Below are 15,289 nucleotides of genomic sequence, written 5' to 3'. Positions count from 1 at the left end.
ATTGAAGTCATACGTATTACTGGCTAGAAATTAGATATCATTAGAAGATATAAAAATGTCATCATTTAACCATTTAAAAGCTTGGTTCTATAAGGGCTAACTTATCAGTCAGATTCCAGCGTTGCTATTCCACACAATAACAGCTTGCCCAAAAATGGGCTTGACTCCATCGGCAACTCAGTTGGCTCTGTTAGGTAAGAACCAAAGGAAAAGGAGTTAGAGTTACCTATACGGCTTACAGCTCATAGAGCTGAAACAATTACCTCTGTGGATCGAGTACTGGAGCTGAAATTAGGAAAGTGAATTATTTTACGTTAAGTGAAACAGCGGCTAATCGTTCAACATAAGTTGAATGCTGTCGCACAAAGACTGAAAAATACCTAGCCTGCAGTCTGAGACCCCCTTTGTTAAAGGGGGGTTGGGGATAATTACAATGCGTGGGTGAAAGTGCGGGAGATAACATCCTGCTGTTGCTCAGGCGTCAGGGCGTTGAAACGTACCGCATAGCCAGAGACGCGAATGGTGAGATTTGGGTAATTCTCCGGGTGTTCAATGGCATCCAACAGCATGTCTCGGTTCATCACATTAACATTAAGATGCTGCCCGCCCTCCATTGCCTCATCATGGTGGAAATAGCCGTCCAACAGGCCAACCAGATTATTATTACGTATCGCCGAGTCCTTGCCTAATGCCGCAGGGACAATCGAGAACGTGTAGGAAATTCCATCTTTGGCATATTTGAACGGCAGTTTGCTGACCGAAGTGAGTGAGGCAATCGCCCCTTTGCGATCACGGCCATGCATCGGGTTGGCTCCCGGCGCAAATGGCATACCATCACGGCGGCCATCCGGTGTATTACCGGTCTTCTGGCCGTAAACCACATTGGAAGTGATAGTCAGAATTGATTGGGTCGGCACCGCATTGCGATAGGTCGGCAACTTACTGATCTTCTTCATAAAGCGCTCGACTAAATCGCAGGCAATCGTATCGACGCGCTCGTCGTTGTTACCGTACTGTGGATATTCCCCTTCAATCGCAAAATCGACAGCCAGCCCATCAGCATCACGAATAGGTTTAACCCTAGCGTATTTGATAGCCGAGAGGGAATCCGCGGCCACCGAAAGCCCGGCGATACCGCAAGCCATCGTGCGATAGACATCACGATCGTGCAGCGCCATCAGTGAGGCTTCGTAACTGTATTTATCATGCATATAATGAATCAGATTCAGCGCGCTGATGTATTGCACCGCCAGCCAGTCCATAAATACATCAAGACTGGCCATCACCCTCTCATAATCCAGCACTTCATCGGTCATTGGCGCACATTGCGGGCCGACCTGAATTTTGAGTTTTTCATCCCTGCCGCCATTGATGCAATACAGCAAGGTTTTCGCCAGATTAGCGCGCGCACCGAAGAACTGCATCTGCTTGCCGAGCACCATCGGGCTAACGCAGCAAGCAATGGCGTAGTCATCACTGTCAAAGTCAGCACGCATCAGGTCGTCATTTTCATACTGTAACGACGAGGTCTGGATTGATACATTGGCGGCATAGCTCTTAAATGCCGCTGGCAGCGCTTCCGACCATAGAATGGTCAAATTCGGTTCTGGTGCTGGCCCCATTGTGTCTAGCGTGTGGAGATAACGGAAGGTGTTTTTGGTGACCAATGTACGGCCATCCAACCCCATTCCGCCGAGCACTTCGGTGGCCCAAATAGGATCACCGGAGAACAGCGAATCGAACTCAGGGGTACGCAGGAAGCGAACCATGCGGATTTTCATGATGAAGTGATCGATAAGCTCCTGTGCATCCTGTTCGCTCAGTGCTCCGTTTACCAAGTCGCGTTCAATATAAATATCGAGGAATGTCGCGGTTCTGCCCAGAGACATCGCCCCGCCGTTCTGCGATTTCACCGCTGCCAAATAACCAAAATAGAGCCACTGAATAGCTTCCTGAGCATTTTTGGCAGGATCTGAGATATCAAAACCGTAGCGGGCAGCCATCGTCTTAATCTGCAACAATGCATGGCGATGCTCCGCCAGTTCCTCACGCAGGCGAATCACTCTCTCCAGCTCAATCCCCTGCTCAAGCTGCGGTTGTAAATCGGCAAACTGCAACTCGCGCTCCCGTACCAGATAGTCGATACCATAAAGTGCAATACGTCGGTAATCACCGATAATGCGCCCTCGCCCGTAGCCATCCGGTAGGCCGGTCAATATGCCGGATTTACGGCATTTGAGCATCTCAGGGGAGTAAACGTCGAACACACCCTGATTATGGGTTTTGCGTAAATCAGTAAAGATATATTTGAAATCGGCATTCATTTCACGGCCATAAGCGTCAAATGCACTTTGTACCATGTTAATACCGCCGAAAGGGTGTAACGCGCGCTTGAGCGGTTTATCGGTCTGTAGCCCGACGATTTTTTCCAAGCCAGACTCGATATAACCGGGTTCATGAGCGGTAATAGTGGTGGCGATATCATCATCAAAATCAACCGGGGCATGAGTGGCATTCTCCAGCCGAATCCCCTCCATAACCTGTTCCCACAGCTTTTGCGTGGCAGACGTCGCCTCTGACAGAAATGACTCATCCCCCTCATATGGCTGATAGTTTTTCTGAATAAAATCCCTAACATTAATCTCACCGTGCCAATCGTTTCCGCTAAATCCCAGCCAGGCATCTGCATATTTTTTATTGTTTACATCTACATCGGTCTTCATGAACGAACTCCAATAAACAAGATATGAGTGGTTTCTTAATGTGGCAAACGACTAGAAAACGGCCTCAGGAACCGCAGTGTCCTGTTGTGCATAGCCAAGACGAACAGCATCGAGCGCAATCATTCTCTCTTCGTTAGTGGGGATCACGGCGACAACGACCCGTGAGCGGGCAGTAGTAATGACGTGGGCAGTTCCATGCAGCAGCCGCTTATTTTTACCGTGATCAATATCAATCCCAAAAGCGGCCAGATGTTCCAGTATTAACTGACGGATAAGCGATGAGTTTTCACCGATTCCTCCGGTCAGAATCAAGCCATCGAATCGGCGTAACGCGCTGACATGCGCGCCGATATGCCGTGCCAGGCGGTGTACAAAGGCATGGATTGCCAGACGCGCCCCGTCATGCCCCTCGTGATAAGCTTTCTCCAGAACGCGCATATCCGCAGAGAGACCGGATATCCCCTGCAAGCCAGACGCCTTATTTAGCATATGATCCAGATCATCCAGGCTCTGCCCAGTCTGGCGTGCCAGATACGCTAGTGCGCCAAAGTCCACGTCACCGCTGCGAGTCCCCATGATCAAGCCTTCCAGAGGAGTCATGCCCATCGATGTATCGACGCTTCTGCCGTCCTGAACGGCGCAGACAGAGGCTCCATTCCCCAAATGAGCGATAATCAGGCCGCAATCCTTCCCATCAAGGCCGAGGAAACTCGCCGCTTGCCCCGCCACATAGCGATACGAGGTGCCATGAAACCCATAACGTCGTATCCCATACTCGCGAAAATAGCGGTAAGGTAGCGCGTAAAGATAAGCCTCCGGCTTTAACGTTTGGTGAAAACCAGTATCAAATACAGCCACTTGCTTGATGCCGGGGAACAGTTGACGTGCAGCCTCAACGCCGTGCAAATTAGCGTAATTATGCAGCGGTGCTAGCGGTGAAACCTTTTTGATCTCCTCCACTACCCGATCATCAATCAGTACCGATTCACTGAATATTTCACCACCGTGGGCAATGCGGTGACCAATGAGTGAAATTGATTTATTAACACCACGTTTTTCCAGCTCATCGGTAATCGCGGCTAATGCGTCAGCGTAATTCCATTTGGCCAGTTGAAACTGAGTGACTTTATCAATCCGCAGAAAAGGTTTTTCTGTACCGATACCATCGGCAATTCCGGATACAATGGTTTCGTAATTGCTCACAGTAAGTACTGAAAATTTAATAGATGATGAACCACTGTTTATAACCAGAACTGTAGGGTTTAATGTCATGTGATTACTCCGCCCGCGTTTCATTGTGTAAACACGGGCTTTTAGCGCCGTCTTATAATAATTTGTAGACGATGTTGAAGATGGTCAGCAGACCGACGAGGGTAACAAAGTAGTTTTCTGGCCGGCCTCTGAAACGGGCCAGAGCAGGCAATTTATGAATAGCGTACATCGGTAGTAGACACAGCAGTGAGGCGATAATTGGTGCGCCCATCGCTTCAATTAAATCCAGGATGTTCGGATTGATATAGGCCACTAACCAGGTTGATCCCATAATAAAGAACATACTGATCAGATTGAGCTTTCCACTGGATATTTTAGTCTTATCGCCCTTATAGCCGAACTTAATAACCAAGCCATTAAGACCTTCCAACGTGCCGAGATAATGTCCGAAGAAGGATTTAAAAATAGCAACCAGCGCGATTAGCGAAGCGGCATATTCTAGTGTCACAGAAAAGGTGGATTTACTGCCGGACATCGTAGAGAAATGGTTTGCCAAATAAGACAGTACAGGAATATTTTGTGCTTTGGCTTCCGCCATATTTTGCGGTGACAGAGTAAACAGGCAGCTAAAGGCAAAAAACATCACCACAGCCACCATCAATATGCTGGCCCTACTGATAATCTGAGAACATTTTTTCTCGGTAAACTCTCGACCAAATTCCGGTTCGTATTCTTCGCGTTTCGATACCACGAAAGAAGAAACAATCGGAGAGAAATTAAAAGAGAAAACCATAATGGAGATCCCCAACCAAACGGTAACCAGTATACCGTCATGCCCCAACAGAGAAATCTGGCTCAAATCTACCTGTTCAATTACCGAAGCATTCCAGTAAGGGATTAGTGAGAGTGAAATCAGTACCAAACAGGCAATAAACGGGAACACCAGAAAACTCATAACCTTAACCATCAGGTCTTTACCGAAATAAATCACTGCGGCCATCAGTAGCAGCAACGCCAGCGCCACCACACCTCGGTTTAACGGAGCCAGTTGGAGCTGATTTTCCCAGAAGGTCATAAAAGTATTAGTGATAGTAACGCCGTAAATCCACAGCAGCGGGCAAATAGCGAAAAAATAGAGGAAGGTAATGACCACACCACCGGTCTTACCAAAGTGTTCTTCCACAGTTTCGGTGATATTGCCTGAACAGTTACTACCGGATAAACATAAGCGAGCTAATGCACGGTGACAAAAGAAGGCGATGGGATAAGCCAACACCAACATAATTAAGATAGGAATTAAACCGCCAAAACCAGCGCGGATAGGAAAGAATAAAACGCCAGCGCCGATTGCTGTGCCAAATAATCCCAAAGTCCAAGTGGTGTCTGATTTACGCCATGTTTTTGCTTTTGTTTCTGTTGTGGTTGTAATAGCATTATCGATACTCATTAATAAATTCCTTATTAATATGTTTTACGAAATACTGCCTAATCCCGTTATTTCAGATACGCGCGATAAATCAATATTGCCGCCTGATATAATGCTGACGGTCTTTTTACCGGTGATGTAGTCTTTTAATTTTCCACTTAATAATGCTGCGGATGCTAATGCTCCCGCACCTTCAGTAATAATCTTATTCCGCTGAATAAGATCTATCATACTTCTTCTTATTTCATCTTCGCTGACCAACACAATATCAGTAACGAGCATTTTTACGATTTCGAATGGTAGAGTACCAGGGCGGGAGACATCACAACCATCGGCCAACGTACTGGTTTTACGATGGTTAGTAATACTGCCACTATAATAGGATGCTGCCATACCGTGAACATTTTCTGATTGCACACCAATGATGTTAATTGTCGGATTAATAGATTTAATCGCCAGAGCAATACCGGAAATTAATCCACCACCGCCAATCGGCACAATGACATTATCAACATCATAAAGGTCTTCGAGTATTTCCAGTCCGATAGTACCTTGACCAGCAATAACTTTTTCATCGTCAAATGGATGGATGAAAATTCGGTTTTCCATTTCAATAATTTCGCTGGCTTTAGCAATGGTGTCATTGAAGTTTTCACCATGTAACACCACCTGAGCAGAATACTCGCTGGTCGCCGCAATTTTTGATTTAGGGGCACAATTGGGCATCACCACTTTACTGTTAATCCCCAACATAGCGCAGGATAAAGAAACGCCTTGTGCATGGTTACCCGCAGAACAGGCCACAACCCCCTGCTTTCTTTCTTCTTCGCTGAGTGAGCTGAGCTTATTAAAAGCCCCTCGGATCTTAAACGACCCCGTCCGCTGCATATTCTCAAACTTCAGATAAATCTCGCCATGACAACGTTCACTCAGGTAATTCGATCTCGCCAGCCCAGTTTTGTAGATATGACCTTTCAGTCTTTTCTGCGCATCAATTACATCATTAATTGTTATTGGTAAGTCACTGTAAATTTTCATTTTTCGTAGCCTTGCAGAGTAAAATCACTAAGAGAAATGTATCTCATGAGGCAGGATGCTACGATACAAAAAACTGCATTAATGTGATGATTGCAGCAAAAAATTGTGCAGGTGATCATTCAGACAGTTGTTTATTTTAAAAAATGCAACGAGGTCGACACTCGGGGATTTGGATTAGTTTTTATAATCCGACAAGTTGTAAATAAAAGAAGAATAGATAGGAGTTAAGTTGTTAATAAATGGTTTTCTTAAAGATCATCCAACACCTGCTTACCCCATTCTTTCATCGGTATCTGGCATCATTAAACAGTCTAACTACGGTTCCTGTTTCCGAAATTACCTATTGATCCGCATTAATGTAATGGTATAACATTACATAATTAGCCATTCATTAGGAGCCATCTATGTTGAGAAAACATTCCCATTTATCGTTAATCACCTTGGGTCTCTGTGCCACAGTAATCAGTTTCAATTTATCCGCGCATGGCAAACATGGTCATGAACATCAACAATCGGATGCAATGCGCAAAGCCAGTGAAGGTATTTTCGAAGATAACAATGTTATAGATAGAGCACTCAGTGATTGGGATTGCGTTTGGCAATCTATCAACCCTTATTTATTAAAAGGCGACCTCGATCCTGTTCTGATAAATAAGTCCAAAAAGAATAAAGATAAAACAGCTGAAGAATATAGAGAGTATTATAAAAAAGGATATGCTACAGATATTAATATGATTGGAATTGAGAATAACACCATAGACTTCCATACTGCGGAATCGGTTAGCTCATGCCAATATACTTACTCCGGATTTAAAATAATGCACTATGATTCAGGCAAGAAAGGAGTTCGTTATTTATTTGAATGCAAAGATGTCAATTCAAAAGCCCCCAAATACGTTCAGTTTAGTGATCATATTATTGAACCACAAAAATCCCATCATTTTCATATTTACATGAGTAATGAGTCACAGGAAAAACTGCTTAAAGAAATGGATAACTGGCCAACGTTCTATCCTATTTCTTTAGACAAAGATGATATCATCCACGAAATGTCGCATCACTAAAATGCAGGTTGCCGGATAGCTCTTCTAACCAATATCCGGCCACATGCGTATCTGATTTATGGTGTAGAAACACTCAACGATAGTAAACAGCAATATGCTGATCCTGTACCATTTCTATGCTGACTTTTATATCAAAAATCTCTTCCAGAATGTGGGGGCGCATGATTTTCTTCGGTTCCCCACGATATATCACCTCACCATTTTTCATGGCAATAATATGGTCGGAATAAGCAGAGGCAAAGTTGATATCATGAATAACAAGGATAATAGTTTTCTGTAACTCATCAGCAGCACGCCGCAATTGCTTCATCATTGCAACGCAATGTTTCATGTCTAAATTATTTAATGGCTCATCCAGCAGAATATATTTCGTGTCCTGACATAGCACCATCGCGACATACGCGCGTTGCCGTTGCCCACCCGACAGTTCATCAAGATAACGGTCTTGCAGTGGCTGGAGATTAAGAAACTCCATCGCGGCATTTATATGCAGGCGGTCATCGTCATTTAACCTGCCTTTCGAGTAAGGATAGCGGCCAAATCCAACTAAATCTGACACCGTTAGACGGCTGGTAAAATGATTCTCTTGGCGTAAAACCGACAGGATAGTCGCAAGTTTATCACCGGATGTTTTCGCAACATCAAGTCCGTTAAACAGAACATTCCCAATATCAGGAGCCAGAAGGCGACTCATAATAGATAACAATGTCGATTTACCTGCCCCATTTGGGCCAATGATCGAAGTAATGCCGCCAGAAGGAATGCTCTCATTTATATTATTGAGTACTGCGGTATCTTGGTATTTTTTATTAATGCCATTTATTTCAATCATACCGGAGCCTTTTTTATTAAAAGATAAATAAACAGAGCACCACCAATAAACTCGATAACTACCGATAGCGTTCCCGACATATTCAGTAAGCGTTCAAGAATTAATTGGCCGCCCACCAGCGTAATGGCCCCGAGAAGAAAAACACCAGGCAGCAAATATTGGTGGCGGAATGAACCAACAACCTGATAAGCCAGATTAGCGACCAGCAAACCAAGAAAGGTTAGCGGCCCCACCAATGCCGTCGAGATAGCCACCAGCAACGAAACCAGAAGGAGGATTGTGGTTATTTTCTTCTGATAAGCAACACCGAGATTAATGGCCGTACTTCTACCAAGCGCAATAATATCAAGGCAGTGACGCATACGCCAAACAGTAATCCCTACCATCAAGGTAATCCCAGCAGACACAGCGATAATTTCGGGTGCAGCTCGAGTAAAAGTGGCAAAAACACGCCCCTGAAGGATAGCAAACTCCCCAGGAGAAAGGAGACGTTGCATCAAGCTGGAAAGGCTACGAAACAGGGTGCCGCAAACCAAACCAACCAGTAAAACCTTGTGCAAATTAATGCCGATCCCCGTCAGCAACCAGCGGTAAAGAAAGACAGAGAACAGTAATAGCAATGCGGATTCACAGAGGAATTTACCGGTAATACCCAATACACGAAACCCATTAGCATCGACAAAAAATATCAACATTGTCTGAATCAGGATGAATAATGCCTCAAGCCCCATGACCGATGGCGTTAAAATACGATTATTGGTAACGGTCTGAAATAATACGGTAGCGATGCCCGCAGCAAATGCGACCAAAAGCATGGTGGCTAAAATAAGGCCACGATGCACCAGGACATACCGAATATTACCACTCAGATTTATCGTCATAAAAATAATCATTGCCACGAGTGCAATTGAACTCAATAGCAGCAATCGCTTTGCAGGTCGGCTTAACCTCAGTTTTATATCCTGCGACAGATGATCTTTTGAAGAATACTCAGCCTGCATAACGTTTTGTCCTAACAATTAATAACAGGAAAACGAATGCACCTATCGCTCCCAAAATAACGCTGGCGGGTATTTCAAACGGATAAGTAATTAACCGGCCGATAATGTCGCACAGAACAACCAAGCCACCACCACAAAGGCTAACCCAAGGTATAGTTCGGCGCAGGTTATCCCCCATCGCCATACTGACAATATTGGGGACAATCAAACCAAGGAAAGGCAGCACGCCAATAACCACCACTACCACTCCGCTAATAATGGCGATGATAGACATTCCTATCAGCATAACGCGTTGATAGTTAAGACCAACATTAACAGAAAAATCACGCCCCATCCCGGCGACAGTAAAACGGTCGGCGATCAAACACGCGATCAGTGTCAGCCCACCGACTATCCACAGCAATTCATAGCGGCCTTGTAATACGCCGGAGAAGTCACCTGACTCCCAACTGCCTAGCGACTGCAACAGGTCAAACTCCATCGCCAAAAATGTTGTGACAGCACTAAACACCGCGCCCAGCATAATGCCAGTAAGCGGAACCATCAGAGCCGATTTCATTTTCATTCGCGCCAGTAACAGCATAAACAGCGCGGTGCCGCCCATTGCAAATACTGTCGCCACGACCATTTTCACCATCACCGGGGCCGATGGGCTGAACACCATCACTAACAATAAGCCAAGGCTGGCTGACTGGGTGGTTCCTGCAATTGAGGGTTCGACAAAGCGGTTCTGCGTCAGCATCTGCATAATAAGACCGGCGACGCTCATTGCACTACCAGCCAACACTAAAGCCATCGTCCTCGGCACACGGCTTATCAAAAAAATGTCACGCATATCTGGATCAGACCAGAGATTGGCGAATGTGACATGCCCGGCACCGATAAATAGGCTACATATCATCAGGCCCAGTAAAATAACCAGGCCCGCTACAAAGCTAAGATTTTTCATTGATGAGAATTATTGCGCTGCGGCTTGTTTATCCAACACTGAACTCACTTTATCCATCAACTGGCTATAACTTTGTATCCCACCCGCAATATAGAGCGAGGAGGAGTCGAGGTAGATAACGTGGTTGTTTTGCCAAGCCTTGGTCTTGCGGATCAGCGGGTTATCCAGAATCTGTTGTGCAGATTGCCCTTCGGTACGGCCAATTGCATTATCCCGATCGAGTACGAAAAGCCACTCCGGGTTGGCATTGAGAATAAATTCAGATGTCACTACATTGCCATGACGGCCAGTTTCAGTGAACGTTGCCGCTGGCGTGAAACCCAATTCGTCAAATACAAAACCGAAACGCGAACCAGGCGTGTAAGCCGACATTTTGCCACCGCTGACCATCAATACCATTGCTGATCCGGCGTTAGCTGATTTCTGCTTGATGCTGTTTATCTGAGAAGTAAAATTACCCAGCAGCACCTTAGCTTCTTTTTCTTTACCAAATATTGATGCCAGTTGCTCAGTGCGGTGCGTCAGGCTTTGGGTAAAGTTTTGGGAATCAATATCAAGCGAGATAGTCGGTGCGATAGCGCTAAGCTTGTCATAAGCATCTTGAGCGCGCCCACCTGCAATAATCAGGTCAGGTTTGGCTTGACTCAGCGCCTCATAATCCGGTTCAAATAAGGTGCCAGCATTCAGATAACCAGAGCCACTGTATTTGGATAAAAAGGCGGGCAAATGGGTACTGGTCTGCGGAACACCTGCCACGTTAATGCTCAGTGCGTCGGCAGTATCCAATACCGAGGGATTCAGAATGATAACTTTTTGCGGATTAAGCGGAACTTGAGTCGTGCCCTGCGCATGTTCAATACTAATTTTTGCCGTTGTTTCAGGGGGCGCAGATGAATCATCACACCCGGTAAGAATAGCCGTTGCCATCAGTAATGATGAAAATAGAGCTGTACGTAATCGCATTTTCTCTCCTGAAAAGTAGGGATTTAATTATCCTTGGGCTGTAATGCTAATGATTTGCATTACTAATATCAAGATGATACCGATATATGCCAGTAATGAACAGGAGAGAAAAGCCCGCAAATGAAGTGCGGGCTGGAAAGGCGATTACGACAAGTGTGCGGCGTTATCATACCGCTATGGTTAACGAGCAACCGCCTCGGCTATCGACAGATAGCTACCGGTTTTGATGATGCGATTCAGTTTTAGGTCAGCTTTGGCAAGCACCTGTTTCAACTCAGCCTCAGTGCGCCCTCTGCCACCGTCAAAGCTTCCCATCAAGATAAGGTCCATATATTTCCCGAAATGTGGCTCATTACCTTCAGGAATAATGCCCTCCATGATCAGCACTTTTCCGTTTGGGTGCATCGCCTTACGACAGTTTCCAAGTATTTGCGCCGTCTTTTCATCCGGCCAATCATGGGTAATGTATTTAAGCAAATAAAAGTCTGCCGGAGGGCATTTTTCAAAGAAACTACCCGGTTGCAGCTTCCAGCGTGAGTCATCGCCCAACTCGCCAAGACAATGCCGTTCCAAAACCGGTGCCTGATCGAACAAAATACCGTGAAGTGTGGGATTGGCCTGCAAAACTTGCAACAGTAATCCGCCTAAACCACCGGCAATATCAACCACGGTCGTATTTGCAGGGAAATCATAGCTACGCACCAAAGCCAGATTTTCTACCGCTGACATAGAAGACATACCGGTATGGAAATCATATTTTGGCGAGCGTTTCTGCGGCTGTGACCAGTATTCGAAGAACGACATGTTGTATATCTGTTTAAAGACGGAGTGACCTTTGATGCTTTCTGCCAGATTGCCCAGCGGCCGCCACATTGTTTCATCTGTCAGCATCAAAATACCATCACGTAGCGAATGGGATGTCGATGTGCATAAAAACTCTGCCGCCGGAGTAAGGGCAAATCGCTGCCCTTCGACTTCATGGAAAATGTCCCGAGTCACAAGCAGTCGCATCACCCGATGCAGATTTTGCGCATCAACACTAAGTTCCTTCGCCAGTTCCTGTGCTGTTTTTGGCCCATTTGTAAGCTGATCAGCTACCCCCAAAATAGTGACTGCACGAAGTGCAGCCTGATAAGTGAACCCCATCGCCTGATCCAACAGAAATAATGCTGCGGCTTCCTTTTCAGGCGAAAACTCTTTATTAATTGCCATATTTATAATACCTCTCATGAATATTTAATAAGATATATAATCACAATCACTGAACGAAAAATCGGCCTGTTAAAGCCAGAATTTTTGTGCAATTAAATAATGGTTTTAAAAGATAATCTCGCTACTAATTAGAAGCAGACAGAAGAAACTGATATGTCTTATTTTATTTACATTCGGATGATAGTGTTTACATTTATAAATAAACAGCCATGTCACTTTTATAGTGATTTGATTTAATTAACAAAGCAGGCTAAAAACAGCAAGACCATATGAGAATAGCCAATGATATTGATAATATTAATTATATAAGCATTATCATCAGAAGATAAATATAAATAATAGAATTCAATTTAGCATTGATATAAAAACCATTAAATAGAGCATGTTATTAATAGTTGCCTTTTTGACACGCCATTAAAGACCAAATAGTTTAGATATATTGCTATATAATTTATAAAAAACTCGGTGAAAGTCTCATGATGTAGATTGGTTCGCAGAGCTATTAATGAGCAAAATAATCTGTCACTTATCACAAATCTTGCAAGGTGCAAGACGGGCGGAAGAATAGAGTGTCCGCGCCAGGAATGGCGCGGTTCGAGTCTGCATGGAAGTCTTTACGATCGACCTGTTCTCACCACTACTGGCACGTTGTCATTAACCTCAGTAATCAGCCTAAACCAGCCAGTCGCTGGTGTAGGCTAACAAACCTCTATTTTGACCAGCAGGTACTCTAACGTTCCCAGTTAAACACTTTATATCAGAGTTTGACGCAGATCGCGTGTAATGGTTATTAGCTGATTCAGCCCAGCCTCCAATTCTGCGCCGCAAGACGTTTCAGGGAAACGCTGTAGCGCCAGCAACAGAGTATTCTCGGCGTCAGTCGCCAGCACGACTGAGCTGGCATAATTTAACTTCAGCACATTCTGCAACTGAGTGACTTGCGTGGGTAACGGCCCAACCGGGCAGCACATCTCTAACGCATCCTCTGACTCGTTGAAGTAAATGGTCAAATCGTTATCAATCACTAAAGCCGGATCGTCCCCATCAATTTCAAGCCCCAGAGCATCGTAAAGACGATAGATTATATTATGCATTTATTCCCTTAACTTCTTACCAGACGTGACAGACCTTGCACCTCGTTCCATACCTCGTTATTACCGATGCGTTCACCGTATGATAAGTTGAATATCGGTAATTTTTTTAATACCTGGTTGCCTGCCGCGCCGGTGTTGTAAGCCTGAACTTCTGAGTTACCACCGTTAACCAGCACTTGCTGAAATAATTTTTTATCATTATTGCTAAGAGCCTGGCCGGGTTTGCTCAATGGCAGCCCCTGGTGTTGGCTGACCACTTCTCTTTTGATTTCTGCATCCAACATGCCGGTTCTGTCCTTACCGCTCTTACAGTTCCAGCAAGGCACTGCACCAATCTCATACGCTAGCATGGCAACACGTTGCGCCGCTTTATAAGGTTCACCACCATCACGATGGTGCGAATTATGGACAAGAATTTGCTTGAGTTGCTGACTCAATTCCCTCACCTTATCCCCATTCGTAGGTGTGTCTGCCAGATACTTACCCACCATCCCGGCAGGAGGGGAATTCGGTGTAAGGTCACCGCCCAATAGCTGTTTGAGCGCCTGCTCGTTATATCCGTCTGACGTTGACCGCCCTAACCCGAATTTCAATGCCATTTCGTTGACACCAAAATTGAACGCTGCCACCGCAAGATTCACCGTTACTTGCTGCAATTTCCCGTCATTTCCCATGACAGACAAACTTACAGCTTTCTTTTCGCTCAACGATTGCCAGGCATTTATCTGATCCTTTAACATTTCATCTTCCCTGCCTATTTGGCTTGCCGTGACCAGGGAAGTGGCGACAATTTGTAACGGAACAGTTTCACCGGCCAAGGCTTTATTGAATAAGTCAGGCTTCGCATACAACGCAGCGGCCACAACCTCCTTTGCCCGAGAGAGAGCACCCGACGCACGCACGGGGTCATCATTTCTCAATCCATAAGGGGAGAGAATACCGTGGCGAATACCTTTAAATAACGTTTGGGCCTCACCCTTATCGTCAGGCCCGGCAATTTCCGACATCCATAAATTTGTCGCGTGTTTAGTCTCTGTTGTCGATGCGCTACAGACACCGTTGTTCTGGTAAGAATGCTGGAAAATATCACTCGTTCCACTTTTCATTTGCCCTGCCGGAATTAAAGTGCAGACGTATTCTTTACTATTATGTTCAAAACGAGTTTGTACCGTTTGCCAGGTTTTCTCATTACGCAACTTGGTCGCGGCTTCTTTAAATTCCAGACGAATAACTTTCTCTGTTTCCTTCAGCGAAAAAGAAAACTTATTACTCAGTAACCCGGCAATATGGCTAATTAGTTTTTTCTGTAATTCTTTCGTGGTTTTCATTTGTTGCTGAGTGGCTAGCCCAATATCTGAATCCACGGTATTTAAAAGATCCGAAGGTGATAATAAAGTCGTCACATTCAGATTAAACTTAAGTTTATCCATAACAGACTGTGCGATATCCAACTGGCTAGCTTGGTATTCTTTAAGAGCAGCTACCGAGCGGGTAGCTGCGGGAATATACCCGCACTCAATCCCAATTATTCTCTCAACTTTCTGTGGCGCTTTTTCATTCATAGAGATCAGTTGATAATTAGATTTATTCTGCATGACAGAACATTTCAGGTCTTGTTTTCGGGTTACTGCGAAGTGGCCGCTACGGGAACTAAATATGCTTGGGAAATTCATAATATCTCCAGCCGTACAGATGAATGTTCCGTTCTGTCAATCCCATGACATAAACGTCTATGCCATCATCATCAATGATGCACAGAAATGTTTCTTTCAAAA

The 15,289-nt window shown here is 45.0% G+C and carries 12 protein-coding genes; 1 reads left to right on the top strand and 11 read right to left on the bottom strand.

All coding sequences use genetic code 11. The features are described 5' to 3' along the window. Positions 1 to 428: 428 nt before the first annotated feature. The 4 genes from pflB to tdcB are packed head-to-tail and all read right to left on the bottom strand — an operon-like array spanning position 429 to position 6,399. Positions 429 to 2,723 carry a formate C-acetyltransferase gene (gene pflB, locus AT01_RS14100; protein ID WP_042547579.1) on the bottom strand — a complete coding sequence of 765 codons (2,295 nt, stop codon included), beginning with the start codon at positions 2,721 to 2,723 and terminating at the stop codon, positions 429 to 431. Positions 2,724 to 2,774: 51 nt separating this feature from the next. Then, positions 2,775 to 3,995 (bottom strand): propionate kinase, encoded by a 1,221-nt coding sequence (gene tdcD / locus AT01_RS14095; RefSeq protein ID WP_042547578.1) that lies wholly within the window; start codon positions 3,993 to 3,995, stop codon positions 2,775 to 2,777. Between the two features lie 52 nt (positions 3,996 to 4,047). Continuing rightward, positions 4,048 to 5,382 (bottom strand): threonine/serine transporter TdcC, encoded by a 1,335-nt coding sequence (tdcC, locus tag AT01_RS14090; protein WP_042547577.1) that lies wholly within the window; start codon positions 5,380 to 5,382, stop codon positions 4,048 to 4,050. 24 nt (positions 5,383 to 5,406) lie between these two features. Continuing rightward, complete coding sequence (tdcB, locus tag AT01_RS14085) at positions 5,407 to 6,399, bottom strand: bifunctional threonine ammonia-lyase/L-serine ammonia-lyase TdcB (protein ID WP_004699735.1); 993 nt, start codon at positions 6,397 to 6,399, stop codon at positions 5,407 to 5,409. A 404-nt stretch (positions 6,400 to 6,803) separates the two neighbouring features. Here tdcB and zinT point away from each other — a divergent pair, with 404 nt between their 5' ends. Beyond that, complete coding sequence (zinT, locus tag AT01_RS14080; protein ID WP_042547576.1) at positions 6,804 to 7,463, top strand: metal-binding protein ZinT; 660 nt, start codon at positions 6,804 to 6,806, stop codon at positions 7,461 to 7,463. Between the two features lie 73 nt (positions 7,464 to 7,536). Here zinT and AT01_RS14075 read toward each other — a convergent pair whose 3' ends face one another. The 7 genes from AT01_RS14075 to AT01_RS14045 form a co-directional block, all read right to left on the bottom strand. Continuing rightward, positions 7,537 to 8,295 carry an iron ABC transporter ATP-binding protein gene (locus tag AT01_RS14075; protein WP_042547575.1) on the bottom strand — a complete coding sequence of 253 codons (759 nt, stop codon included), beginning with the start codon at positions 8,293 to 8,295 and terminating at the stop codon, positions 7,537 to 7,539. Next, positions 8,292 to 9,296, bottom strand: a complete 1,005-nt coding sequence (locus AT01_RS14070) for an iron chelate uptake ABC transporter family permease subunit (RefSeq protein ID WP_042547574.1) — start codon at positions 9,294 to 9,296, stop codon at positions 8,292 to 8,294. Before AT01_RS14070 ends, AT01_RS14075 begins: the two co-directional genes overlap by 4 nt. Beyond that, the gene (locus AT01_RS14065; RefSeq protein ID WP_042547573.1) at positions 9,286 to 10,245 is read right to left on the bottom strand and encodes an ABC transporter permease; all 960 of its coding nucleotides are present in this window, start codon (positions 10,243 to 10,245) and stop codon (positions 9,286 to 9,288) included. Before AT01_RS14065 ends, AT01_RS14070 begins: the two co-directional genes overlap by 11 nt. 9 nt (positions 10,246 to 10,254) lie before the next feature. Next, positions 10,255 to 11,208 carry a siderophore ABC transporter substrate-binding protein gene (locus AT01_RS14060; RefSeq protein WP_042547572.1) on the bottom strand — a complete coding sequence of 318 codons (954 nt, stop codon included), beginning with the start codon at positions 11,206 to 11,208 and terminating at the stop codon, positions 10,255 to 10,257. Positions 11,209 to 11,388: 180 nt separating this feature from the next. Next, positions 11,389 to 12,420, bottom strand: coding sequence for a methyltransferase (locus AT01_RS14055; RefSeq protein ID WP_042547571.1), 1,032 nt, complete (start codon positions 12,418 to 12,420; stop codon positions 11,389 to 11,391). 752 nt (positions 12,421 to 13,172) lie between these two features. Beyond that, positions 13,173 to 13,514, bottom strand: a complete 342-nt coding sequence (locus tag AT01_RS14050) for a type III secretion system chaperone family protein (protein ID WP_042547570.1) — start codon at positions 13,512 to 13,514, stop codon at positions 13,173 to 13,175. Positions 13,515 to 13,522: 8 nt separating this feature from the next. Next, entirely contained in the window at positions 13,523 to 15,076 is a 1,554-nt protein-coding gene (locus tag AT01_RS14045; protein ID WP_082039765.1) for an inositol phosphate phosphatase SopB, read from the bottom strand. Between the last annotated feature and the right edge of the window lie 213 nt (positions 15,077 to 15,289).

This window comes from Yersinia aldovae 670-83, from assembly GCF_000834395.1.
GTDB lineage: Bacteria > Pseudomonadota > Gammaproteobacteria > Enterobacterales > Enterobacteriaceae > Yersinia > Yersinia aldovae.
Note: the sequence above shows the minus strand (reverse complement) of the source record. Positions and strands in the feature narration are given on the sequence as shown.